The 25,528-nt window shown below is 53.9% G+C and carries 15 protein-coding genes; 12 read left to right on the forward strand and 3 right to left on the reverse strand.

The window, feature by feature from the left end; genetic code table 11:
* Positions 1–345: 345 nt before the first annotated feature.
* Entirely contained in the window at positions 346–2,409 is a 2,064-nt protein-coding gene (ppk1, locus tag SGR01S_RS18950; protein ID WP_037424501.1) for a polyphosphate kinase 1, read from the forward strand.
* Positions 2,410–2,419: 10 nt separating this feature from the next.
* Positions 2,420–3,970: an exopolyphosphatase gene (ppx, locus tag SGR01S_RS18955; RefSeq protein ID WP_037424503.1), complete on the forward strand. Its 1,551-nt coding sequence runs from the start codon at positions 2,420–2,422 to the stop codon at positions 3,968–3,970.
* Between the two features lie 28 nt (positions 3,971–3,998).
* Here the strand turns inward: ppx and SGR01S_RS18960 are convergent, their stop codons facing one another.
* On the reverse strand, positions 3,999–6,218 hold the full coding sequence (locus SGR01S_RS18960; protein ID WP_073963484.1) for an EAL domain-containing protein: 2,220 nt from the start codon (positions 6,216–6,218) through the stop codon (positions 3,999–4,001).
* A 489-nt stretch (positions 6,219–6,707) separates the two neighbouring features.
* On the opposite strand from SGR01S_RS18960, the gene SGR01S_RS18965 reads away from it, so the two are divergent.
* The 4 genes from SGR01S_RS18965 (at position 6,708) to SGR01S_RS18980 (ending at position 12,581) form a co-directional block, all read left to right on the forward strand.
* Positions 6,708–6,887, forward strand: a complete 180-nt coding sequence (locus tag SGR01S_RS18965; protein WP_037424505.1) for a YfgG family protein — start codon at positions 6,708–6,710, stop codon at positions 6,885–6,887.
* Positions 6,888–7,084: 197 nt separating this feature from the next.
* Positions 7,085–8,518: a magnesium transporter gene (mgtE, locus tag SGR01S_RS18970; protein WP_061808278.1), complete on the forward strand. Its 1,434-nt coding sequence runs from the start codon at positions 7,085–7,087 to the stop codon at positions 8,516–8,518.
* A gap of 162 nt (positions 8,519–8,680) precedes the next feature.
* Positions 8,681–12,022, forward strand: coding sequence for a diguanylate cyclase (locus SGR01S_RS18975; protein WP_061808279.1), 3,342 nt, complete (start codon positions 8,681–8,683; stop codon positions 12,020–12,022).
* Between the two features lie 208 nt (positions 12,023–12,230).
* Positions 12,231–12,581, forward strand: coding sequence for a DNA-binding protein (locus SGR01S_RS18980; protein WP_037424512.1), 351 nt, complete (start codon positions 12,231–12,233; stop codon positions 12,579–12,581).
* A 10-nt stretch (positions 12,582–12,591) separates the two neighbouring features.
* On the opposite strand, the gene alkA is transcribed toward SGR01S_RS18980, so the two are convergent.
* On the reverse strand, positions 12,592–14,088 hold the full coding sequence (gene alkA / locus SGR01S_RS18985; protein ID WP_061808280.1) for a DNA-3-methyladenine glycosylase 2: 1,497 nt from the start codon (positions 14,086–14,088) through the stop codon (positions 12,592–12,594).
* Between the two features lie 166 nt (positions 14,089–14,254).
* Here alkA and yegD point away from each other — a divergent pair, with 166 nt between their 5' ends.
* The 3 genes from yegD to SGR01S_RS19000 all read left to right on the forward strand — a co-directional run bounded on the left by yegD (position 14,255) and on the right by SGR01S_RS19000 (position 16,849).
* On the forward strand, positions 14,255–15,607 hold the full coding sequence (gene yegD / locus SGR01S_RS18990; protein WP_061808281.1) for a molecular chaperone: 1,353 nt from the start codon (positions 14,255–14,257) through the stop codon (positions 15,605–15,607).
* Between the two features lie 175 nt (positions 15,608–15,782).
* Positions 15,783–16,346 carry a GNAT family N-acetyltransferase gene (locus SGR01S_RS18995; protein ID WP_037424519.1) on the forward strand — a complete coding sequence of 188 codons (564 nt, stop codon included), beginning with the start codon at positions 15,783–15,785 and terminating at the stop codon, positions 16,344–16,346.
* The gene (locus SGR01S_RS19000; RefSeq protein WP_061808282.1) at positions 16,325–16,849 is read left to right on the forward strand and encodes a P-loop nucleotide/nucleoside kinase family protein; all 525 of its coding nucleotides are present in this window, start codon (positions 16,325–16,327) and stop codon (positions 16,847–16,849) included. Before SGR01S_RS18995 ends, SGR01S_RS19000 begins: the two co-directional genes overlap by 22 nt.
* Before the next feature lie 6 nt (positions 16,850–16,855).
* Here the strand turns inward: SGR01S_RS19000 and SGR01S_RS19005 are convergent, their stop codons facing one another.
* Positions 16,856–17,809, reverse strand: a complete 954-nt coding sequence (locus SGR01S_RS19005) for an aldo/keto reductase (RefSeq protein WP_061808283.1) — start codon at positions 17,807–17,809, stop codon at positions 16,856–16,858.
* 269 nt (positions 17,810–18,078) lie between these two features.
* Here SGR01S_RS19005 and SGR01S_RS19010 point away from each other — a divergent pair, with 269 nt between their 5' ends.
* Genes SGR01S_RS19010 through mdtC form a run of 3 tightly spaced genes read left to right on the forward strand, consistent with a single transcriptional unit; the run spans position 18,079 to position 25,522 of the window.
* On the forward strand, positions 18,079–19,326 hold the full coding sequence (locus SGR01S_RS19010) for an MdtA/MuxA family multidrug efflux RND transporter periplasmic adaptor subunit (protein WP_061808334.1): 1,248 nt from the start codon (positions 18,079–18,081) through the stop codon (positions 19,324–19,326).
* Positions 19,326–22,445, forward strand: coding sequence for an MdtB/MuxB family multidrug efflux RND transporter permease subunit (locus SGR01S_RS19015; protein ID WP_061808284.1), 3,120 nt, complete (start codon positions 19,326–19,328; stop codon positions 22,443–22,445). The genes SGR01S_RS19010 and SGR01S_RS19015 overlap by 1 nt, the downstream gene beginning before the upstream one ends.
* Complete coding sequence (gene mdtC / locus SGR01S_RS19020) at positions 22,442–25,522, forward strand: multidrug efflux RND transporter permease subunit MdtC (RefSeq protein ID WP_061808285.1); 3,081 nt, start codon at positions 22,442–22,444, stop codon at positions 25,520–25,522. The genes SGR01S_RS19015 and mdtC overlap by 4 nt, the downstream gene beginning before the upstream one ends.
* Positions 25,523–25,528 lie beyond the last annotated feature (6 nt).

Consider the following 25,528-nt stretch of genomic DNA (forward strand, 5'->3'; position numbering starts at 1 on the left):
AATATAAAGCACAATAATCACAATTTTATGCTACGCAAACATGTCCGGCAGCTCTGATGCCACAGTAAATATTTTTACGTATTAAAATGCCTCATGCCAACGTAATGGATATGTTGGACTTTCCTGTCAATCTCTCGCAATAATGATGCAAGATAGTAGGCTGTGTCCCGCAATAGGTCATGGCGCCGTCGCAGTCCCAAAAGCCCGTAATCAAGGCGGTGGGTACTGGGCATCGCGGGCCTACGTTCAAGCCCGACAACGCAGCGTTCGGGCTTTAGGGACGCGACCTGAAGCGGCATCCGGGCTGCGTCCCGGATCCTTTTCTAAAATTGAACTGGAGTGGCAATGGGTCAGGAAAAGCTCTACATCGAAAAAGAATTAAGCTGGTTATCCTTTAATGAACGCGTGTTGCAGGAAGCCGCAGATAAGAGCAATCCCCTGATTGAGCGCATGCGTTTTCTGGGCATTTACTCCAATAACCTTGATGAATTCTATAAAGTCCGTTTTGCCGATCTCAAACGACGCATCCTGATCAGCGAAGAACAGGGTTCTGGCGGCACTTCTCGCCATTTGCTCAAAAAGATCCAGGCCAAAGTATTAAAAACCGATCAAGAGTTCGACAGCCTGTATAACGATTTACTGCTGGAAATGGCACGTAATCAGATCTTCCTGATTAATGAACGCCAGGTGTCCGAGAATCAGCAAATCTGGCTGCGACAATACTTCAAGCAGCACCTGCGCCAACACATCACGCCCATCCTGATCAACCACGAAACCAATCTGGTGCAGTTCCTCAAAGACGATTACACCTATCTGGCAGTGGAGATCATCCGCGGCACGCGCATTGACTACGCACTGCTGGAAATCCCGTCCGATAAGGTGCCGCGTTTCGTCAATCTGCCACCAGAAGCTCCGCGTCGTCGCAAACCTATGATCCTGTTGGATAACATCCTGCGTTATTGCCTGGACGATATCTTTAAGGGCTTCTTCGATTACGACGCACTCAATGCCTATTCGATGAAAATGACCCGTGACGCGGAATACGATCTGGTGACCGAAATGGAATCCAGCCTGCTGGAACTGATGTCCTCCAGCCTGAAGCAGCGTCTGACCGCCGAGCCGGTGCGTTTTGTTTATCAGCGTGATATGCCAAATGAAATGGTAGAACTGCTGCGCGGTAAACTTGGCATATCTAACTATGATTCAGTGATCGCCGGCGGCCGTTACCATAATTTTAAAGATTTTATCGGCTTCCCTAATGTCGGTAAGGCTAATCTGGTCAACAAACCGCTGCCACGCCTACGCCATATTTGGTTCGATAAGTTCCGCAACGGCTTTGACGCGATCCGCGAACAAGACGTGTTGCTTTATTATCCGTACCACACCTTTGAGCATGTGCTGGAGCTGCTGCGCCAGGCATCCTTTGACCCTAGCGTGCTGGCGATCAAAATCAATATTTATCGCGTAGCAAAAGACTCACGCATCATTGAGTCGATGATCCACGCAGCCCATAACGGCAAGAAAGTCACAGTGGTGGTAGAGCTACAGGCGCGCTTTGATGAAGAGGCCAACATCCACTGGGCTAAACGCCTGACGGAAGCTGGTGTACACGTTATCTTCTCGGCGCCGGGGCTGAAAATCCACGCCAAGCTGTTCCTGATCTCACGCCGTGAAGGCGATGAGATTGTGCGCTATGCTCATATCGGGACCGGTAATTTTAACGAGAAAACCGCGCGTATTTATACCGACTATTCGTTGCTGACCGCCGACTCACGTATCACCAACGAGGTGCGTCGGGTGTTCAACTTTATCGAAAACCCGTATCGACCGGTCACCTTCGACAACCTGATGGTGTCGCCGCAGAACTCGCGCTTGAAGCTGTATGAGTTGATTGATCAGGAAATTGCCAACGCACAGGCGGGGCATCCTGCTGGCATTATGCTGAAAATCAACAATCTGGTGGATAAAGGACTGGTAGATCGGTTATATACCGCCTCCGGTGCCGGTGTAAAAATCCGCCTGTTGGTGCGAGGGATGTGTTCTTTGATTCCCAACCTGCCGGGGATCAGTGACAATATTCAGATAATCAGCATCGTCGACCGTTATCTGGAACACGATCGGGTTTACGTTTTCGAAAACAAAGGTGACAAACTGGTTTATCTGTCTTCCGCAGACTGGATGACCCGTAACATAGATTACCGCATCGAAGTCGCGGTATCGCTGCTGGATCCAACGCTGAAACAACGGGTTCTGGATATTCTGGAAATCCTGTTCAGCGACACGGTCAAGGCGCGTTACCTCGATAAAGAACTGAGCAACCAGTACGTACCACGCGGCAATCGCCGTAAAGTCCGTTCTCAGGTTGCCATTTATGAGTATTTAAAAGCTCTGGAACAACCAGGACAGTAGGCCAGCAACTATGCCGCTAAAAAGCACAGCAACGAACAAACCGCAGGAAATCGCTGCCATCGATCTCGGGTCGAACAGCTTCCACATGGTGATTGCCCGCGTCGTCAACGGCGCCTTACAGGTATTAGGCCGTTTAAAACAGCGGGTACACCTCGCCGATGGATTGGACAGCAACAATGTGCTCAGTGAAGAGGCAATAGAACGTGGCCTGGCCTGTCTGGCGCTGTTTGCCGAACGGCTCCAGGGCTTCCCGGCAGATAACGTTACGATCGTCGGTACCCATACGTTACGCCAGGCAGTAAACGCGGAGGTCTTCCTCAAGCGCGCTGCCAAAGTTATCCCCTACCCTATTGAAATCATCGCCGGGCAGGAAGAAGCGCGTCTGATCTTTATGGGCGTGGAACATACCCAGCCGGAAAAAGGCCGCAAACTGGTGATCGACATCGGAGGGGGGTCTACCGAGCTGGTGATCGGCGAAGACTTTGAGCCACTGTTGGCAGAAAGTCGCCGCATGGGTTGCGTGAGCTTCGCCCAACAGTTCTTCCCTGGCGGTGAAATCAGCAAAAATAACTTCAAACGTGCACGCCTCGCGGCAGCACAGAAACTGGAAACCCTGGCCTGGCAGTACCGCATTCAGGGCTGGCAATATGCACTAGGCGCATCCGGTACCATCAAAGCCGCACATGAAGTGCTGGTGGAAATGGGTGAGAAAGACGGCCTGATTACACTCGAACGACTGGAAATGTTGGCAGAACAGGTGCTGCAGTTTAAAAACTTCAGCGCGCTGAGCCTGCCGGGACTGTCGGAAGACCGTCAGTCGGTGTTTGTACCGGGTTTGGCTATCCTGTGTGGCGTATTCGATGCGCTGGCAATTCGCGATCTGCGTCTTTCCGACGGTGCACTGCGCGAAGGCGTGTTGTACGAGATGGAGGGCCGTTTCCGCCATCAGGACATTCGCAGCCGTACCGCCAAAAGCCTAGCCGATCACTACAATATCGACCGAGAACAAGCTAAACGGGTGCTGGAAACCACAGAACTGTTGTATGCACAGTGGATGGCGCAAAACACCAAGCTGGCGAACCCGCAATTGGAAGCCCTGCTGAAGTGGGCAGCCATGCTGCATGAAGTGGGCTTAAGCATCAATCACAGCGGCATGCACCGCCACTCGGCCTATATTCTGCAAAACACCAACTTGCCGGGCTTTAACCAAGAGCAGCAGTTACTGTTGGCTGCGCTGGTACGCTTCCACCGCAAAGGTATCAAGCTGGAAGAACTGCCACGCCTGAACCTGTTTAAGAAAAAACACTACCTGCCGCTGATCCAACTGCTGCGCTTAAGCACCCTGCTCAACAACCAACGTCAGTCGACCACCACGCCAGAAACGTTGCGTCTGAGCACTGACGACAACCACTGGACACTGCGTTTCCCTGCGGGTTATTTGGCGCAAAACAGCCTGGTGCAATTGGACTTTGAACGTGAACAGGCCTACTGGAACGACGTCGTGGGCTGGAAACTGATTTGCGAAGAAGAAGGTTCTCAGGACGAGCAGCGCTCAGCCTAAATCTATCGCCCCCGTCTGGGGGCGATAATCAATCTTTTGCCGGCAACAGTGCCGTTAGCAACTGCGGTTCGCTGATAAAATAGCCCTGCATATAATCCACACCGACGCCCTTGAGCGCCGCCCACTGTTCCGCACTTTCGACATACTCTGCCACAATAACCAAACGCTTCATCCGTGCGACCTTGCAGATAGACATAACGACCTGGAAATCTACCGGATTAGTCAGCATATCGCGTACAAAACTCCCGTCTATTTTCAGCATGTCGACAGGCAGTATTTTGAGTCGATTGTAGCTGGCATAGCCCGTGCCAAAATCATCTAACGCAATGCGGCACCCCATCTCACGCAACACTTGCAGGTTGGTCCCGGCATAGTCGGTATCCTGTAGCAAATGCGATTCGGTCACTTCCAGCGTCAATTGATAGGGTTCAATCCCGTACTGCTCCAGCAAATCCTGTACGTCATGGCACAACATCGGCCTGCACAGCGAAGAAGGTGACAAATTAATCGCAAAGCGCACACTGGGCAGTTCGGTTCGGTGTTGATCCATAAATTTCAACGTATTGCGCAATACCCACATATCCAAACGATAGGACAGGCCGAACTCATGTACCACCGGCAAAAAATCATTCGGTGAGATGATCGCCCCCCGATCATCGCGCATACGTAACAGAATTTCGTGGTATCTATCGCCACGCAGCCCCACAATCGGCTGCGCCATCAGGATAAATCCATCGCTATCCAGAGAACGTTGCACCCCATGCAGTAACGCCACCTTGCGTTTGATTTCGTCCTGCACCACATGACCGCCATTCTGTGTGCTCTCCGGCTTGCCACTGGTCAGCGAAACCTCAGCCAACGAGCTAAGCTCCCCCAACAAAAGATACAGATGCTCAAAATCGGCAACCACGCTGCAATACCCTAACCCCAACGGCGGATGGATTGGCAAGCCATTCCAAACCAATCGGAATTTCTCCAGCCCGCGGAAGATCTCCGCGACCTTTTCTTCGCTATTGCTGCCATCCACTCGCAGTAACAGGTCATAGCCCGGTAAATGATAAACCCCTTCGCCCGGGGCCAATATTTGGTGCAAAAGCGCGGCTAACTGCTGCTTGAAACGAATGCGCAACTGCATACCGTAATTACGGCTTAACAAATCCAGCTCACTCACGCGCAGGAAGCACAATGTCGAAGGCGGTGACTGCGCCAGATCGCGTTTAAGGGCGCGTAGATTGGGCAAACCAATCACCGGATCCTGCAACGCGGCGCTTTGCGCCCTGGCATGGCTCAACCGTTGGCGGGTATTGAGCGCCGACATCAGGAAAATGCACAGAGTAAACACCACCATCATCGATGAAATGACGGCCAGGTTATGCAGCAGGTCTTCACGTTGCGCATAGACAGGATGATGGGAAAACAACACCAGAAGAGTCGAAGACCAGATGATGCAGTTAAATTGGTAGCCAAATCGCATCGCGCCGTACAGCATCACCGGCAGCAGTAATATCAGACCGTAGCCGCCTAACAACAGAGGATTGGCATCTTTCGCGTGATAAGACAACAACGCTACCATTGCGCACAGGGTCAATAACCACAGCGACATCTCTTTTTTGTCGACGTTTGGGGCCATCTCACGACCAAAACGCCGCCATAATCTTAAAACGAATCCAGGTTTATTCAGTATGCGCAGCATAAAGTAAAACAGCGGCATGGCAGAAAGGCACCCTAACAACAACGCCTGGAAGTTAACCAAAGCGAGCAGATAGCCATTATTGCCGGGCATCATTCCCAGCTCGTCAGGCAATTGCTCTAGCCCCACCAGCAGCTTCAAACCGAGAACAAATAACAGTGCCGGTAACACAACCAGCCAGATTAACCGCGCTTTAACCAACGTGGGTACACCGGGGGCAGCACACCATCGACGCTGGGTTTGGTTACGATATCCCAGCCAACACAGGCCCAGACATAACAAATACAAGGCGGTGACTAACACGCCGATTTCAGGGCCAAGTCGGTAGGTGTAACGCAGCATGATCGCAAGCGCAATCCCAGGTAGCGCTCGCCAGTCATAAACCATCAACAACGCTATGCAGGCTGCCAGCGGCAGGTAGAGCAGATAAACCTTGCTCTCAGGTAACATAATGCGGGGTGACAACCAACCGGCGAACGGGATCAACAACAAGCTCCAGATAAGGGGATATCCCCACCAGCGCTCACGTAAATTTTTCCAAAATGTTGGTTTAACCATAAAAATAACGAGTCCGTCAGAGCGTAATTCCATTCACGCGTTCAGGTAGTAAGGCAGGTTCCTTTTCATACCTCTATCCCTTCATGAGGCAAACTGAAAGTAACATATGCGACAGGAGAACGGGGGGGAATTTTATGCACCAGGGGCGCTGGAGGCTTGACTCCGATCAATCAAGAAGGAAAAGTTGGGTAAAAATATGTAAGCCATTTTTTGTCACATCTTAACATGCTGATCCAACAGATAAACTCAAACCCAAGCTAAACACCACCCAAATACTCTGCTTTGGCAGCCGGAAATAAATAGACAATATTTGTCACCAATCGCTAGAATCCCATTTACACTTTATCGGCTTTCATTACCCACTCCCTTGCACGGTAAAGGCGTGGTCTATTGCGCTCATATGAGTCGTGGGGCTCAATTCTCTCACCACAATGGTTACCGTTTGAAAGGCGACGGGTATAACACAGGAACCGGCATGCCGGGTGATATATGCGTAAAAAAACCACCGGACAGATGACGAAAATAGTGCTGTTTATCAGCTTTATCATTTTAGTCGGCCGTCTGCTGTATGCCGCCGTCGTCGCGGTGCCCCATCATCAGGAAAAAAAACTCGCCCCCTATCAAGAAACCACCGAGATAGAGGGAGAGAATCAGGACACTTCCCCCTGAACCGACAGACTCAACACCTCCTGCAGAGCAATCGAATAGTTAAGCAGCCTGCCGTCGGACCGCATCTCGGCATGCCAGGCCCCTTACTTATTCCTTGGCATCTGTACCCATTTCATAAAAATGACGCCTGCATTCACTATGCTCTATCTTGTGTAGAGATCGCCTGTAAGGATCACTGAGTGCCAGTAAGGAATACCATGTCCGCCGCAACGCATAATGTTAAAAAAGTCGCTGAGCATCGTCAGCGCATTCTTGCCCTACTGTTAAACAACAAAGACTTGGTCGATGGCATTCTCGGCAGACCAGGGGATGAAAACGCCCTCAGTAAAAGTGAACTGCTAAACCAGACCGCTGAAATTACCGGGCTGCTGGACGACATGCATGCCGCTGACCTGGCCGACTTGCTGGAAGCATTACCGCAGGACGAACGCCTGGCACTGTGGCGGTTGGTTGGCAATGCCAAACGCGGCCAAACACTGGTGGAAGTCGCCGAACCGGTATGGGACAGCCTGATCGAAGAGATGAGCGATAAAGACCTGCTCAAAGCGATCAAAACGCTCGATGTCGACGAACAGGCCTACCTGGCTCAATATCTGCCGCGTAACCTGATGGGTCGCCTGCTGACCTCGCTGGAGCCGGATCAGCGTGCGCAGGTACGCGAGATGATCCACTACGGTAAAGACACCGTTGGCTGGATGATGGATTTTGAACTGGTTACTGTGCGCCCAGACGTCACCCTCGGCGCCGTGCATCGTTTTTTGCGACTGCGCAAAACTATCCCGGCAGCGACCGATAAACTCTTTGTCACCGACCGTAAAAATACGCTGCTCGGTGAGCTACCGTTGACCGCGGTACTTCTCAATGATCCAGAAACGCCGGTACACGCGGTAATGGACAGCGATCCCACCCGTTTTCTGCCGGAAGACAAAGCGGAAGCCGCAGCCAGTGCGTTTGAACGTTATGACCTGATCAGTGCCCCGGTTGTCGATGCCAAGGGCAAACTGATGGGCCGCCTGACGATTGAAGAGATTGTTGACGTCGTCAACGAAGAAAGCGACAGCAACCTTCGCCGTATGGGGGGGTTAAGCCCGGAAGAAGACGTGTTTGCCCCTGTCAGCAAAGCGGTGAAAACCCGTTGGGCATGGTTGGCCATCAATCTGTGCACCGCGTTTATCGCTTCACGCGTTATCGGTCTGTTTGAACACACCATTTCGCAATTGGTGGCATTGGCGGCTTTGATGCCTATTGTCGCAGGGATCGGGGGTAACACCGGTAACCAAACCATTACCATGATCGTCCGCGCACTTGCGCTGCACCAGATCGAAGTCGGCAATATTTCGCGTCTGATGCTCAGGGAGCTCGGCGTCGCTATCATTAATGGCGTCGTGTGGGGCGGTATCATGGGGATAGTCACCTGGCTGCTCTATGGCGACTGGGCAATGGGGGGTGTCATGACGTTAGCCATGATCCTCAACCTATTGGTGGCGGCATTGATGGGGGTTGTGATCCCAATGACCATGCTAAAAATGGGCCGAGATCCCGCGGTCGGCTCCAGCGTATTGATCACGGCGTTAACCGATACCGGCGGCTTCTTTATCTTCCTCGGCCTGGCCACGCTGTTCCTGCTCTAATGCTTTCAAGCCGGCGGCAACGTCGGCTTTTGCGTTCGCTCACTAAAGCCGTTTGATTCAGTATGTTTTCTTGCTGCGCTGTACTACCCTTTGGCAATAAACTTTTTATCCCATCCGCGTCATGACGTAGTTCAGTGACAGATGCCAGCGTTAAGGTTGTCTATGGATATCAGCGCACCGAATCATCTCACCACGCGCAAAAGCGTACTGTTCACGCATACCTTGCTGGCAGCCGTAGCGGTTTTTCTCTTGGCCTTGTTGTGCCTGACGCTCTCAAATGAATCCAGCCATTTTACGCCGCTGTGGTTCCCTACGGCCGCCATCATTATCGTGTTATATCGCCATTCGCCGCGCCAATGGGCATTACCGTTACTGGCTTGTGGGCTGGGTATCATAAGCGCCAGCGTTATCCTGTACGGTTTTAGCTGGTTGCCGGTAAAGCTTTCGCTGATCAACCTGCTGGAAGCCTCAGTCAGTACCCTAATGCTGCGCCGCATGCTGTTGCCTGACGATCCCCTGAACAATCTGGCCAGTTGGCTAAAGTTCGTGGTCTGCGCGGTAATTTTCACTCCGTTATTTAGCGCCTTACTGGCCGCCTGGTGGGCCCCTGCCCCTGAGCAATCCTTCTGGCAGCCATTCAATACCTGGTTTATTTCAGAAGCCATAGGTGTCCTGTCACTGGCACCGATTGGGTTGGTCTATCGCCGACGTATGCTGGAGCAGTTGAACCTGTTCTCATTGCTGCTGACACTCATGATGGCGCTGATTTTTTGCTATCTCGCGCTGACCTATCTGCCTTTCCCGTTTACCTTTGTCATTCTTCCTCTGCTGTGGGCGGCGATCGCACTGCCACGCCTGGAAGCCTTTATTACCTGTTTTTGCACCACGTTGATGATCACCGTGATGATTTCACTTGGGTTGCTGCATTTTAATGTGCCCGCAGAACCGCTCAGTGACATCGAAATATACTTACCGATTCTGTTGATTTTGATCCCGGCGCACTCAATGGCCATGGTCATGCACGCCTTCCGGGTAGAAAAACAGCACATCGTTGAGAGCGAAGCCCGCTTTCGGAATGCGCTGGAATACTCTGCTATCGGTATGGCGCTGGTTTCTCCGCAAGGGAAATGGCTACAGGTCAATCAGGCACTGTGTAAACTTCTGGGCTATACCCCGGAAGCCCTGCGACGCTTGACGTTTCAGGAGATCACTCACCCGGATGATCTGAATGCCGACCTGGAGCAGTTACACGATCTGCTCGATGGTCATATCAGCAGCTACACCCTGGAAAAACGTTATATTCGCAGCGATGGTGAACACGTCTGGGCTCTACTGGCCGTTTCAATGGTACGTGATGCCGAAGGCCTGCCGCTGTATTTTATTTCTCAGGTGGAAGACATCAGCGAACTGAAACGCACCGCCGCAGAGAATCATCGGTTGGTTGAGCGCATCACGCTAGCCAATCAGGTGGGAGGGATTGGCGTTTGGGAATGGATGATGGACGGTGAGGAACTCACCTGGGACAAACGCATGTTTGAGCTGTATGACCTCAGTCCAGACCAGACCCCCACGCTTTCACTGTGGCGCACGCTTCTCCTGCCGGAAGATCTCGAGCGAACCGATCGTGAGATGTCCTCTTTGCTGGACCAGCCGCGCCCCTTTATCCTCGAATTCCGGCTGCTAACCCGCCAGGGGAAAATCCGCCATATCCGTGGCCAGGGCAACGTCATTCTGGATTCGCAAGGCCGTCCGTTGCGAATGATCGGCACAAACATTGATATGACGGAAGTCCGTAATCTGACCGAAGCGCTGCACCAAGAGAAAGAACGTCTGCACATCACCTTAGATGCCATCGGCGAAGGTGTGATTTCCACTGACGACACCATGCATATCACTTTTATGAATCCGGTCGCCGAGCAGATGTGTGGCTGGCCACTGAGTCTGGCTGTCGGTATGCCACTTGCGGGTGTCGTACGCATGACCAACGGTAAAGATGGCATGGAAGTCGAAAACCCGGTCCAGTGCTGCCTACAGGAAAATCGTCAGCTTTCAGCGGATTATGCCCTGGTGCTGCACAGCCGCGACGGCCGCCACTTTGATATTCAACAATCGGTATCACCGCTGAAAACCATCGGGGGTGACGTGATGGGCGCAGTGATGGTATTGCAGGATGTCACCGCTTCACGCGAGTTGATGCGTAAACTCAGTTACAGCGCCGCCCATGATGCCCTGACCAGCCTGCCCAATCGCACCAGTTTTGAGAAGCGGCTGAAAGCCGCCATCGTAGGCGCCGGTGAAAAACAGCGGCAGCATGCGCTCGTATTCCTCGATCTCGACCGTTTCAAGGCAGTCAACGACAGCGCCGGGCATGCCGCTGGTGATGCATTGCTGAGGGATATTGCCCAACTGATGCAACGCCACGTGCGTGACAGCGACTGCCTGGCAAGGCTCGGGGGTGATGAATTCGGGCTGATCCTGTTTGATTGCGCTAGCGAGCAAGCCAAATCCCTGATGCAACAGCTTGTTAACCACATCAGTCAGCATCCGTTCTATTGGGAAGGAAAGGTTTATCACGTAGGTGCCAGCGCCGGCATCACCCGTATAGATACCGGCAGTGGCAAAAGCGGCGAGTTGCTGGCACAGGCGGACATTGCCTGTTATACCGCCAAGCATCGCGGTCGTGGACAGGTCTATCTGTATGAGGCGCGGCAAAAACAGATGCTGGAACGCCAGCATGAGTTGCTGACGCGACAGGAAGTGATGAGCATTATTGACGACGGGCAGTTGATGCTAAGTGTTAAAGCAGTGGCCCCGCCGAGAACGCCACTGGCAGTGTGTTTCTATCAGTTGAAACTGCAAGTCATGCCGCTGGATCCACGCCCGTTGAACAGTGACGCGTTTATCGCTGCGGCCCAGCTTTATGGCCTGCTGCCGGATGTCGACGACTGGATCAGCCGGCAGATTCTTGAACGTCACGCCGAAGAGATCAGCGCTAAAGGCCTGACAATCGCGCTCCCACTCGCGACAGATAGCCTGCTCGACGCCGGGTTCCGACACCATCTGATCACACGGCTGAACGCCTCGCCACTGCAACCTCAGGCTTTGTTGCTGGTCGTCGATGAAGCGGCGGTGTTGGAACACGATGACATTTGCAGACCCTTTATCCACCAATTGCAACAGCTAGGTTGCAAGCTGATCGTCAGTGGCTTCGGGCACAGTCTTAACGCTTTCGACGAACTGCATGGTCGTCGGATTGACTATATCCGCATTGATGAACGCTTTATCACCCACGTTCACTGCAATCAGATGGATGAACTGATGGTTTCAATGCTCAACGGTGCAGCCCATCGTGTACACGCCCAGACACTGGCAGGCCCGGCACACCAGCAGATAACGTTGAATACGCTACAAGCTCTGGGCGTCGATCTGGCAGACGGTGACGCAGTGGCACGGGAACAACCCCTTACCGAGCTACTCAGCGGTGGTTACTTCGGCATACGCTAACCGCCTTCGCGCGCTCTCCTTGGTTCTTTCGCGTTGCGGCGTCATTGCCGCACGCACCACATCACGTTTTTTGCTTAGCCGATCAGAGGTTAGTGGTATAACTAACGGGTGAAAGTTAATCCTTCGCACAATACTTTGATACGGAAATCAGCACGCCCGTTAATTTCCAAGAACCATCTTTGCACGTAATTGCTCAGGGATAATGGCTATGAAAAACGAGTGGTTTGCCGCCAGGGAGCTGACAGGCATTACAGGACTGCCCTCTTCACCACAGGGAATCAATTTGATGGCACGGCGCGAAGGTTGGATCAGCCGCCGCCGTAAAGGCATCCAGGGCAAAGCAGTGGAATACCATATCAACAGCTTGCCCGTCGAGGCGCGCAACCTGTTGATGCTGCAAGAAGAGCCCGCAGAATATCAGGTTGAACGCCAAGAGCCACTGGCGGTATGGGTGGAATATTACTATCACCTGAGCGAAACCGAACGCGAGAAGGTGCTAACGTTTCTGATGCGTGAAGGGATAGAAAGCCTACTGGCGCGTATCGGCAACGAAGAATAACGCCGCAGTGCTAGTCGTCGACATTCACCGACGGTGTCCATGCATCGTTATGCCACAAGTGGAGCGTGGCGTAAGAACGCCACGGCCGCCAGCGTTCGGCATACTTTTCAATTTGGCGCGGTGTCATGCCAGGGAAGCGCTGCTTGATCAAATAATCCCCCGCCAAAAACACATCAGGCCAGGACCAGGCACGCATAGCGATATAATTGGCAGTCCAACTGCCAATCCCTGGCAAGGCGGTCAACGCCTTGATACCTTGCTCAATATCCAACACGTTATCCAACTGGAGCCGCCCTTCGGTAATCGCACGCGCAATCTCAATAACTGCCGCTGCGCGTTTCAATTGCACCCCCAGCGAACGCAGCGCCTCAGGTTGTAACTGCGCGACCTGCTCCGCATTGGGGAACAGATGAGTAATGCCGCTATAAGGTTGCTCCAGCGGCGTCCCCCACTGCTCAGCCATCCGGCCGGCAAAGATCGCGGCCATCTTGACACTGACCAACTGCCCCAATACGGCACGGACCGCCTGCTCAAAACTGTTCACGCAACCGGGCAACCGCAACCCTGGCGCATCGGCAGCCAAGGTGCCCAAGGCATGGGCAATCAAATCTGGCGCAGCATCCAGATCAAACAGTTGGCGGATACGGCGCAGCACTTCCGTGGTCACCCGGCTTAATGAAGCTGCAATCTCTACCCGTACCCGATTGCGCGTCTCATCCGGCTGTACGCTGACCCAGCCGCAATACTCGACGCCCCCTTGGGTAATGGCTATCGCTCGCAGATACTGTTGCCCCTCAACCCGTTCGACACCACTCACCGCACGCGCATGCAAAAAGCCCAACATGCGCTGCCAGTCATAGGGTGGCCGGTAGCTCACATGAAACACCAGCCCGCTGGCAACCGTACGCTCATTACGTTCACTGCTGCTACGCAGCGCCGAAGGGATAAGCCGGTAACGAGCCTTGAACAACTCATTAAACCGCCGCAGGCTGCCAAAACCGGCAGCAAATGCGACGTCACTCAAGGGCATGTCGGTATCCGCCAGCAGTCGTTTGGCTTGCAACAGCCGATGCGACTGAGCGTAATCAATCGGCGATGCACCAAACTGATCGGCGAAGATGCGCCGTAAATGACGATCAGAAATCCCCAAACGCGCCGCCAGTTGCTCGCAACTGTGTTCTGACAGATATCCTTGTTCAATCAACTGCACCGCCACCTGAGCATAGCGATTGCCAAGATCGATCAACGCCAAGCCCGGTGCCAACTCCGGCCGGCATTTTAGGCAGGGACGGAAACCCGCCAGCTCTGCCGCGGCGGCGCTGGGATAAAAAGTGCAGTTCTCGATTTTCGGCGTACGGGCACTGCACACCGGCCGACAATAAATACCGGTCGAGGAAACACCGACGAAAAAGCGGCCGTCAAATTTGCGGTCGCGCGCGCTCAGTGCGTCGTACAGCGCCTGTTGTTGGTTTTTCATGGCAACGCTCGGGGTCAGTTTTTTGTTCATTATGCGACTCGGCTGGTGCGCTGACGTGCGGAATTCGGACATTAAGTTAAGCATGCCATTATGGTCGCCGCTAAATTTTTCGTCAGTTAAGCGCCCACACGTTGCCCAGGAGCCAAGTCTCGGGTAAAGTCGCCCCCCTTCATTGGCATGGGGATTGAGAAAAGACATGTTTATTGGATTCGATTACGGAACAGCCAACTGTTCTGTCGCAGTGATGCGTGATAACGGCCCCGAGCTACTGACGTTGGAAAACAACGAACCTTACCTGCCGTCGATGCTTTGTGCACCGACGCGTGAAGCCGTGAGCGAATGCTTGCACCGCCATTGGCAGGTGCCGACCGGCAGCGAAGAGAACCAGCAACTGCTGCGCCGGGCGATCAGCTACAACCGCGAAGAAGACATTCCCGTCGGCAACGACAGCGTGCTATTCGGTCTACAGGCACTGGCGCACTACTCGGAAGATCCGGAAGAGGTGTATTTTGTTCGCTCGCCGAAATCCTTCCTCGGTGCTAACGGCCTAAAACCCCAACAGATCGCGCTGTTTGAAGATCTGGTGTGTGCCATGATGTTCCACATCAAACGCCAGGCGGAAAACGTACTGCAAGACAGCATCAGCCAGGCAGTGATCGGCCGTCCGATCAACTTCCAGGGGATCGGGGGTGAGGACGCTAACCAGCAGGCACAAGGCATTTTGCACCGTGCTGCCGAGCGTGCCGGTTTCAAGGACATTGAATTCCAGTTTGAACCGGTAGCGGCAGGACTGGACTTCGAAGCAACGCTGAATGAAGAGAAAACCGTGCTGGTGGTAGACATCGGTGGTGGTACGACCGACTGTTCAGTACTGCTGATGGGGCCACAATGGCGTGACCGTGCCGATCGCCAGCAAAGCTTGCTGGGGCACAGCGGTTGCCGCGTTGGCGGTAACGATCTGGACATCATGTTGGCGTTCAAACAGCTGATGCCGCTGTTCGGCATGGGCGGCGAAACCGGAAAAGGGATCGCTCTGCCCGCACTGCCTTATTGGAACGCGGTAGCCACCAACGACGTGCCGGCGCAAAACGACTTTTACAGCGTCGCCAACGGTCGCATGCTGCGCGATCTGATCCGCGATGCCGCCGAACCGGAAAAGGTCAAACGCTTGCTGAAAGTGCATCAGCAACGTCTGAGCTACCGTTTGGTACGTGCAGCGGAAGAGAGTAAAATCGCTCTGTCAGCGCAGCAAAACATCAGCGCGCCTTTGGCGTTCGTCCAATCTGATTTGGTGGAAACCATCAACCAGGATCAGCTTGCCGAGGCCATTTCGCAGCCCCTGTTGCGTATTCAGGAGCAAGTCAGTGCCGCCCTGGCCAGCAGCCAAACTGCACCACAGGTGATTTATCTCACCGGCGGTAGTGCGCGTTCACCGTTGCTGCGCGCCGCACTGCAACAACAGTTGCCAGGCATTCCTATTGTCGGTGGCAACGACTTCGGCTCGGTTACCGCTGGACTGGCGCGCTGGGCCCAAACGCTGTTCCGTTAATTGCCTGAGGGCGCGGCATATCGCGCCCCAGACAACTGACAACCCCACATAAGGGCTAAACAGCCAGGGGCGACTATATTCGGCCCGATTTACCCCATTGAGCATGCGATAGGGCGCAGCTTGCAGCTGCACCTACCATGAAACCCCAGAGCACCTGGTTCTTGGAGGAAAGTCGATGTGTGAAATATTTTCCCTCGAAAGCGACCGGTTGCTGTTGCGCGCCTGGCGTGACGAAGATCTACCGGCCTTCGCTGCCCTTAACGCCGATCCACAGGTCATGCGTTATTTCCCTGCCCCACTCACCTCCGAGCAAAGCGACGCACTCGCAGACAAAATCCGCCAGTTCATGCGGCAGCATGGTTGGGGTTTATGGGCGCTGGAAGTGAAAGGCGGTGCGCCTTTTATCGGGTTTGTCGGGCTGGCTATCCCTGCCGATGACCTTCCCTGCTCTCCCTGCGTAGAAATTGGCTGGAGATTGGCGGCAGCACACTGGGGCAAAGGCTACGCCAGTGAAGCAGCAAAGGCCGCATTACACTTTGCCTTTGAGCACATGAATCTGGCAGAGGTGGTGTCCTTCACTGCCGGCACTAACCAACCGTCACGCCGGGTGATGGAGCGCATCGGTATGTCCTCTAATGGTGAAAGCTTTCTTCACCCACGACTACCCCAAGGCCATCCACTGCAAAAACATGTACTGTATCGGCTGGGACAATCCACATGGCGAGCGCAACAATGCTGATTATTTTTTCCGGGCTGCCGGGTAGCGGTAAAACGACGCTGGCACGGGCGCTGGCAGGTGCATTGCCCGCGATGCATCTGCGAATCGATACACTGGAACAGGCAATCCGTAACAGCGGAGCCTTAGCCGATGACGTAGGCCCATCAGGCTATTTTGCTGCCTATGGCGTCGCCGAGGATAATCTGCGTCTGGGTCACACCGTGATCGCCGATTCGGTCAATCCATTGCCCGTCACGCGTGAAGCCTGGCATGGCGTTGCACACCGGGCTGGCACAACCTGCATAGATATTGACGTGTTTTGTTCAGACCGCGCTGAGCACCGCCGCAGGATCGAAACCCGCGAAGGCGACATTGCCGGGTTACGGCTACCCAACTGGCAGGATGTCAGCACCCATGATTACATCCCCTGGAGCACACCAGTGGCCACTATTGATACCGCAGGGCGTACGATTGAAGCCTGCCTGACACAGCTGCTTAAATTAATCGAGACCGCCCGCGGCTAATCCTGATTACCAGGCGCTGGCTTCATTCAATGTGCTGATATCTTCAGCATCCAATCGAAGTCGGGTGGCACTAATCAGTTCATCCAGCTGTTTCAATGACGTTGCACTGACGATCGGCGCCGTGATGCTGGGCCGCGCTATCAGCCATGCCAGTGAAACCTGGGCCGGTGTGGCGTGGTGTTTCTTCGCAACCTGATCCAACCCTGCCAGAATGTTAAAACCCCGCGGATTAAGGTACTGCGCAATTATCCTGTCACCGCGCTGACTCTTGCCAATATCCTGCTCACTGCGGTATTTCCCGGTCAGAAAACCGCTGGCCAGCGAGAAGAAGTTAATCACGCCCAACCCATGACGCTGCGCAACGGCCTCCAACCCCTGTTCATAACCGGCTCGCGCATACAGGTTATATTCCGGTTGTAGGGTTTCGTAACGTGCCAGCCCTTCCTGCTTACTGACATTGAGTGCTTCTTCCAGACGATCGGCCTGATAGTTAGAGGCTCCAATTGCTCGCACTTTGCCAGCTTTGATTAATGCATCAAACGCAGCCAATGTTTCCGCGAGCGGTGTATCCTGATCATCATCATGTGACTGATAAAGATCGATATAGTCTGTTTGCAGACGGCGAAGGGAATCCTCTACCGCTTGTTGAATATAACGCGGCGACAGTCCTTGCTTGCCTTCGCCCATCGGCTTACCCACTTTGGTGGCAATAATCACCTGATCACGCTTGCCGCTCTTCTTCAACCACTGGCCAATCGTACTTTCGGACTCCCCGCCCTGGTTGCCAGGTGCCCAGCTCGAATACACATCTGCGGTATCAATGAAATTGAGCTGATTCTCCACCAGCGCATCGAGTAAGCTGAACGAAGTCTCTCGATCCGCCGTCCAACCAAATACGTTTCCGCCGAAGGTCAATGCTGGCACTTTGATGCCTGAACGGCCCAATTCTTTAAGACTCATTGCATGCTCCATAGAGTTAATAATTCGCAGGTTAATTATTAGCGCGAAAGCAGGGAATTCGCTAAAACGCATTCGCTATAAGCCGGATGGCATCGCTTATAAACATAGCATGATCAAATCTACAACTTATTCGGACAATGCTGACGGTTCCTCCATATTTCCTTCATTTTTATGCCGTCTTTCCTCGCTAAACTAGTATTCTGTAAGGAGTGTAACTTTTTTGGCAATGAGTGCCCGCACGCCTGCCTTTTGGAGAGATTTTCGCCACCATGAATGCAAAAAACCCACGTCGTTCACTGTTACTGCGCCTGCTGGTGGTGGTTATTGTGGCTATTGCCGCCGTATTGATTTGGCGTCACTTCAGCGCTGCGCAACCGGCCACAGATACGGCACCGAGTGCACGTCGCGCCGGCGCGAATCCAGCGGGTGCAAGCCACGCGGGTGGCCGACGTGGTGGCTCTATATCACCGGTGCAGGCCGCGACTGCCACCCAGCAGACCGTTCCTCGCTACCTGATCGGTCTGGGCACTGTCACTGCCGCTAATACCGTCACCGTTACCAGTCGGGTCGACGGACAGCTGATGTCATTGCATTTCACCGAAGGGCAACAGGTAAAAGCCGGGGACTTGCTGGCTGTAATCGATCCTCGTCCTTACCAGGTTCTGTTAACTCAGGCGCAAGGCCAATTGGCAAAAGATCAGGCTACGCTCGCTAACGCGCGGCGCGATCTGGCACGCTACCAGCAGTTGGTCAAAACCAATCTGGTCTCACGCCAAGAGCTCGATACCCAACTGTCGTTGGTCCAGCAGACTGAAGGGGCGATTAAGGCAGACCAAGGCGCCGTCGACAGCGCACAGCTGCAACTGACTTACAGTAAGATCATTGCACCTATCTCAGGCCGCGTCGGGTTAAAGCAGGTAGATATGGGGAATTACATCACCAGCGGCACCACTGCCATTGTGGTGATCACTCAAACCCATCCGATCGACGTGGTATTCACCCTGCCGGAAGGCAATATCAGCGATATCATTAAAGCGCAGAAGGCGGGGCCGGTGAGCGTAGATGCCTGGGGCCGTACCAATAAAGCCTTGTTAGCACAGGGCAACCTGCTCAGTATTGATAACCAGATCGACACCACCACCGGCACGATTAAATTGAAGGCGCAATATGCCAACGAAGACGATGCGTTGTTCCCTAACCAATTTGTGAATGCACGCCTGAAAGTCGCAACATTGCAGGACGCGGTAGTGGTACCGACCGCAGCCGTGCAAATGGGCAACGAAGGTAACTTCGTCTGGACCATGGATGATGAAAATAAGGTCAGCAAGCACCTCGTAACCCTGGGTATTGAAGACAGCCAGAACGTGGTTATCGCCAGCGGGCTCAACGCCGGACAACGGGTAGTAACCGACGGTATTGACCAACTGATTGAAGGCATGAAAGTGGAAGTGGTCACACCGCAGACCAAAGCGGCCGACAGCAGTACCAAACCGCATGCCAAGCGGGAGAAATCCTGATGCAGGTGATGACACCGAACCCCGGTGGCGGTCCATCCCGCCTATTTATCCTGCGCCCGGTGGCCACCACGCTGTTGATGGTGGCAATCTTGCTGGCGGGGATTATCGGTTATCGCTCACTGCCAGTCTCTGCCTTGCCGGAGGTAGATTATCCGACCATTCAGGTGGTGACGTTATACCCTGGCGCCAGTCCAGATGTCGTGACATCGGCAATTACGGCCCCATTGGAACGCCAATTCGGCCAAATGTCCGGGCTTAAACAGATGCTGTCGCAAAACTCCGGCGGCGCATCGGTGATCACGCTGCAATTCCAATTGGCGCTGTCACTAGACGTCGCCGAACAGGAAGTGCAGGCGGCGATTAACTCTGCTACTAACCTGTTGCCGACCGACCTGCCCTACCCACCCATTTACAGCAAAGTTAACCCTGCGGATCCACCTATCCTGACGCTGGCCGTGACTTCAACCGCCATGCCGATGACCCAGGTGGAAGATATGGTGGAAACCCGGGTTGCACAGAAAATATCCCAGGTGACCGGCGTTGGGTTGGTGACGCTGTCCGGCGGTCAACGACCTGCCGTACGCGTCAAACTCAATGCCCCCGCCATGGCTGCCAACGGTCTGGACAGTGAAACAGTTCGCACAGCCATTACCGGTGCCAACGTCAACTCGGCCAAGGGTAGCCTGGACGGTCCAGCGCGTTCAGTAACACTGTCCGCCAATGATCAGATGAAATCAGCAGATGAATATCGTCAGCTGATTGTCGCCTATAAAAATGGCGCACCTATTCGTTTGCAAGATATTGCGACCGTTGAACAGGGTGCCGAAAATACCCGACTGGCCGCCTGGGCTAACAAGCAACCGGCGATCGTGCTGAACATCCAGCGCCAGCCAGGGGTCAACGTCATTACCACTGCCGACAGCATCCGTGAGATGTTGCCCACACTGATCAAAAGCCTGCCAAAGTCAGTCGACGTCAAGGTGCTGACGGATCGTACCACCACCATTCGTGCCTCAGTCAGCGACGTGCAATTTGAGCTGCTGCTGGCCGTCGCTCTGGTGGTTATGGTCATTTACATCTTCCTGCGTAATGTGCCGGCTACCATAATCCCGAGTGTTGCAGTGCCGCTGTCACTGATCGGCACTTTTGCCGTCATGTACTTTCTCGGTTTTTCGATCAACAACCTGACGTTAATGGCACTGACTATCGCCACCGGGTTTGTGGTCGATGATGCGATTGTGGTGATCGAAAACATCTCTCGCTATATCGAAAAAGGAGAGAAACCGCTCGATGCCGCATTAAAAGGTGCCGGTGAAATCGGCTTCACCATCATTTCACTTACCTTCTCACTGGTGGCGGTACTGATTCCGCTGCTGTTTATGGGGGATATTGTCGGCCGTTTGTTCCGTGAGTTTGCCGTCACGCTGGCAGTTGCGATTCTGATTTCGGCCTTTATTTCCCTGACGCTGACGCCAATGATGTGCGCACGTATGCTGAGCCATGAATCACTGCGTAAACAGAACCGTTTTTCTGCTGCTTCTGAGCGTTTCTTCGAGCGAGTGATTGCCGGCTATGGCGTTTGGCTAAAAAAAGTGCTTGATCATCAGTGGTTAACACTTGGTGTAGCGCTGAGTACCATGGCGCTCACAGTGCTGTTGTACCTGTTTATCCCGAAAGGTTTTTTCCCGATTCAGGATAATGGCTTGATACAAGGCACGCTGGAGGCACCGCAGTCGGTTTCCTTCAGTAAAATGGCAGAGCTACAACAACAGGTAGCGGCCCAACTGTTACAAGATCCGGCGGTGGAAAGCCTCACCTCATTTATCGGTGTGGATGGTACCAATGCCGCCCTTAACAGCGGCCGTTTGCAAATCAACCTCAAACCACTGAGCGAACGCAGCGGCAGTCTGCAAGAAATCATCAACAGGATGCAGCAACAGGCGGCCAAACTACCCGGTCTGAATTTGTATCTGCAACCAGTGCAAGATTTGACTATCGATACTCAGGTGAGCCGTACCCAGTATCAGTTTACCCTGCAGGCAATGTCGCTGGAGCAGCTCAGCCAATGGGTACCACAGTTGGTCGATGAACTGCGACAAACCCCGGCATTGCAAGACGTCAGCAGCGACTGGCAAGATCAGGGGTTGGAAGCCTATATCAACGTCGACCGCGACTCAGCCTCTCGGTTGGGTGTCCAGATGAGCGACGTGGACAGCGCGCTGTATAACGCTTTTGGCCAGCGCTTAATCTCCACCATCTACACTCAGGCGAACCAGTATCGCGTGGTGCTGGTGCATGACGTGCAGGCAACGCCAGGTCTGGCTGCCTTGAACGATATTCGCCTGACCAGCAGTAACGGTACCATCGTGCCGTTGAACACGATTGCCAAAATTGAACAGCGCAACGGGCCGTTATCCATTAACCATCTTGACCAATTCCCGGCCACCACAGTGTCGTTCAATGTGGCGGACGGTTATTCACTTGAGCAAGCGGTCAATGCCATTACTCAGGTTGAGAAAAACCTCAACATGCCGAAAGACATCACCACCAAATTCCAAGGGGCAACGCTGGCGTTTCAGGCTGCACTCGGCAATACGCTGTGGCTTATCCTGGCCGCCGTGGTGGCAATGTATATCGTGCTGGGTGTGCTGTATGAGAGCTTTATCCATCCGGTCACGATCCTCTCTACCCTGCCAACTGCCGGGGTCGGTGCACTGTTAGCCTTGATAATGGCCGGCAGCGAGCTGGACGTGATCGCCATTATCGGCATCATCTTGCTGATCGGCATCGTGAAGAAAAACGCCATCATGATGATCGACTTCGCGCTCGCCGCCGAGCGCGAACAAGGCATGACACCGTATGACGCAATCTATCAGGCATGTCTGCTGCGCTTTAGGCCAATTTTAATGACTACGCTGGCTGCTTTGCTTGGTGCACTTCCTTTGATGCTCAGTACCGGTGTGGGCGCAGAGCTGCGCCGCCCGCTCGGCATCTGTATGGTGGGTGGCCTGATCATGAGCCAAGTGTTGACACTATTTACCACCCCGGTGATTTATCTGCTGTTTGACAAACTGGCGCGCAATACCCACGTCAAAGAAGAATCTCAGGAGACACCGTGAAATTCTTCTCGCTGTTTATCTTTAGGCCGGTCGCGACCACCCTGCTGACGCTAGCCATTGCGTTAGCCGGGGCGCTCGGGTTTAGCCTCTTGCCGGTAGCACCCTTGCCGCAGGTGGATTACCCGGTGATCTCTATCACTGCCACCCTGCCGGGCGCAGATCCAGAAACCATGGCGACCTCCGTCGCCACACCATTGGAGCGCGCACTGGGCCGCATCGCGGGGGTCAATGAAATGACCTCAATGAGCTCACTGGGCAGCACCCGCATTATCCTGCAGTTTGATCTTAATCGCGATATCAATGGCGCTGCGCGTGACGTGCAGGCGGCGATCAACGCGGCGCAAAGCCTGCTGCCTTCCGGCATGCCAAGTCGCCCCACATATCGCCAGATGAACCCCTCCGACGCGCCGATCATGATCCTGACGCTGACGTCCGATACCTATAGCCAGGGGCAACTTTATGACTTTGCCTCCACCCAACTGGCGCAAAAAATCTCGCAGACTGATGGCGTGGGCGATGTCACCGTGGGCGGGAGTTCCTTGCCGGCAGTGCGCGTCGAGTTGAATCCGTCCGCGCTGTTTAACCAGGGCGTATCACTGGACAGTGTGCGTCAGGCTATCAGTAACGCCAACCTGCGTACGCCGCTGGGAACGGCGGAAAGCCAGGACAAACGCTGGCAAATACAAAGCAACGATCAAATCAAGAAAGCAGAAGGCTACAAACCGCTGATCGTACATTACAACAACGGTTCTGCTGTACGACTCAGCGACGTTGCTGACGTCATTGATTCGGTCCAGGACGTCCGTAATGCCGGGATGACTAATGCCCAACCGGCCATCCTGCTGGTAGTAAGCCGTTCGCCAGACGCCAACATTATTGATACTGTCGATCGCATCCGCGCGGAATTGCCGACCCTTAGGGAGAGCATTCCGGCGTCGATCAAATTGAATATTGCCCAAGACCGTTCTCCGACCATTCGTGCGTCTCTGGCAGAGGTGGAACAGTCACTGGTGATCGCCATCGCGTTAGTAATTCTGGTCGTTTTTGCCTTCCTGCGCTCTGGGCGCGCCACGTTGATCCCGGCAGTCGCCGTACCGGTTTCACTGATTGGTACCTTCGCCGCTATGTACCTGTGCGGCTTCAGTCTGAACAATCTGTCACTGATGGCGTTGACCATCGCGACGGGCTTTGTGGTCGACGACGCCATCGTGGTCCTGGAGAATATCTCTCGCCACGTCGAAGCCGGTATGAAACCACTCCAGGCCGCTCTGCAAGGGATCCGTGAAGTTGGTTTTACCGTACTCTCGATGAGTATGTCGCTGGTGGCGGTATTTATTCCTCTGTTGCTGATGGACGGTCTGCCTGGCCGTCTGTTCCGCGAATTTGCCGTCACCTTGTCAGTATCTATCGGCCTTTCATTACTGATATCTCTGACCCTGACACCAATGATGTGCGCCTATTTGCTGCGCCAGCAGCCAGCGCACTCACAGCGGCGGGTTCGTGGTTTTGGCAAGCTGTTGCTGAAGCTGCAACAAGGTTACGGACGTTCGCTGAACTGGGTGCTCAACCATTCTCGTTGGGTGCTGGTGGTACTGTTGGCTACCGTGGCACTGAATGTCTGGTTGTATATCAGCATCCCAAAAACCTTTTTCCCTGAGCAGGATACCGGTCGCCTGATGGGATCAATTCAGGCTGACCAGAGCATCTCGTTCCAATCGATGCGCGTGAAACTGCAAGATTTTATGACCATTGTGCGTGATGACCCCGCAGTGGATAACGTCACTGGCTTTACCGGCGGTTCGCGCACCAACAGCGGTTCAATGTTTATCTCCCTGAAACCTCTGTCCGAACGCAAAGAAAGTGCTCAACAGGTGATTGCCCGCTTACGCGCAAAATTGGCAAAGGAGCCGGGTGCCAGCCTGTTCCTGATGGCCGTTCAGGATATTCGCGTGGGTGGCAGACAAGCCAATGCCAGCTATCAGTACACCTTGCTATCTGACGATTTAAGCGCATTGCGTACCTGGGAGCCTAAAATCCGTACCGCCCTGGCCGCACTGCCCGAATTGGCAGACGTCAATTCGGATCAACAGGATAAAGGCTCAGAGATGGACCTGATTTATGATCGCGACACCATGGCGCGGTTGGGTATTTCGGTTTCCGACGCCAATAACCTGCTCGACAACGCTTTTGGCCAGCGCCAGATATCCACCATTTACCAACCGCTCAATCAGTACAAGGTGGTCATGGAGGTGGCGCCAGCCTATACGCAAGATGTCAGCTCTCTTGATAAAATGTTCATTATCAACAGTGAAGGCAAAGCGATACCGTTGTCCTACTTTGCTCACTGGCAACCGGCCAACGCACCTTTGGCCGTAAACCACCAGGGGCTTTCTGCTGCCTCTACCATTTCGTTTAACCTGCCGCTCGGCTACAGTCTGGGTGATGCTACCGATGCCGTCACCCGTACCATGACCGCACTCGGCGTCCCCTCTACCGTACGCGGTGCCTTTGCCGGAACGGCTCAGGTCTTCCAGGAGACACTGAAATCCCAGGTGATCTTGATCCTGGCGGCAATAGCCACGGTATATATTGTGCTCGGTATTCTCTATGAAAGTTATATTCATCCGCTGACTATCTTGTCCACCCTGCCCTCCGCAGGGGTGGGTGCGTTGTTGGCGCTGGAACTTTTCGGCGCGCCGTTCAGCCTGATAGCATTGATTGGCATCATGCTGCTGATCGGCATTGTGAAGAAAAACGCCATCATGATGGTCGACTTCGCTCTTGATGCGCAGCGCAACGGCGGTATCAGCGCACGTGAGGCCATTTTCCAGGCATGTTTACTGCGTTTCAGACCGATCATGATGACCACACTGGCCGCGTTGTTCGGCGCGCTGCCACTGGTGTTAACCAGTGGTGACGGTGCAGAATTACGCCAGCCGTTGGGGATCACCATCGCCGGTGGGTTGGTGATGAGCCAACTGTTGACGCTGTACACCACGCCCGTGGTCTATCTGTATTTTGATCGGTTGCAGATGAAGTTACGTCGCGGCAAGAAATTGGTTCCGCTGCCTCAATAATGGTTG

It is taken from the genome of Serratia grimesii NBRC 13537 (assembly GCF_001590905.1).
Classification (GTDB): Bacteria; Pseudomonadota; Gammaproteobacteria; order Enterobacterales; family Enterobacteriaceae; genus Serratia; species Serratia grimesii.

What these genes read in the sequence shown, in the direction of transcription:
- ppx (WP_037424503.1), top strand. Translation starts at nt 2,420, where the DNA reads ATGCCGCTAAAAAGCACAGCAACGAACAAACCGCAGGAAATCGCTGCC.
- SGR01S_RS18975 (WP_061808279.1), top strand. Translation starts at nt 8,681, where the DNA reads ATGGATATCAGCGCACCGAATCATCTCACCACGCGCAAAAGCGTACTG.
- SGR01S_RS19000 (WP_061808282.1), top strand. Translation starts at nt 16,325, where the DNA reads ATGGCGAGCGCAACAATGCTGATTATTTTTTCCGGGCTGCCGGGTAGC.
- SGR01S_RS18965 (WP_037424505.1), top strand. Translation starts at nt 6,708, where the DNA reads ATGCGTAAAAAAACCACCGGACAGATGACGAAAATAGTGCTGTTTATC.
- ppk1 (WP_037424501.1), top strand. Translation starts at nt 346, where the DNA reads ATGGGTCAGGAAAAGCTCTACATCGAAAAAGAATTAAGCTGGTTATCC.
- SGR01S_RS19005 (WP_061808283.1), bottom strand. Translation starts at nt 17,809, where the DNA reads ATGAGTCTTAAAGAATTGGGCCGTTCAGGCATCAAAGTGCCAGCATTG.
- alkA (WP_061808280.1), bottom strand. Translation starts at nt 14,088, where the DNA reads ATGAACAAAAAACTGACCCCGAGCGTTGCCATGAAAAACCAACAACAG.
- SGR01S_RS19010 (WP_061808334.1), top strand. Translation starts at nt 18,079, where the DNA reads ATGAATGCAAAAAACCCACGTCGTTCACTGTTACTGCGCCTGCTGGTG.
- SGR01S_RS19015 (WP_061808284.1), top strand. Translation starts at nt 19,326, where the DNA reads ATGCAGGTGATGACACCGAACCCCGGTGGCGGTCCATCCCGCCTATTT.
- mgtE (WP_061808278.1), top strand. Translation starts at nt 7,085, where the DNA reads ATGTCCGCCGCAACGCATAATGTTAAAAAAGTCGCTGAGCATCGTCAG.
- SGR01S_RS18960 (WP_073963484.1), bottom strand. Translation starts at nt 6,218, where the DNA reads ATGGTTAAACCAACATTTTGGAAAAATTTACGTGAGCGCTGGTGGGGA.
- SGR01S_RS18980 (WP_037424512.1), top strand. Translation starts at nt 12,231, where the DNA reads ATGAAAAACGAGTGGTTTGCCGCCAGGGAGCTGACAGGCATTACAGGA.
- SGR01S_RS18995 (WP_037424519.1), top strand. Translation starts at nt 15,783, where the DNA reads ATGTGTGAAATATTTTCCCTCGAAAGCGACCGGTTGCTGTTGCGCGCC.
- yegD (WP_061808281.1), top strand. Translation starts at nt 14,255, where the DNA reads ATGTTTATTGGATTCGATTACGGAACAGCCAACTGTTCTGTCGCAGTG.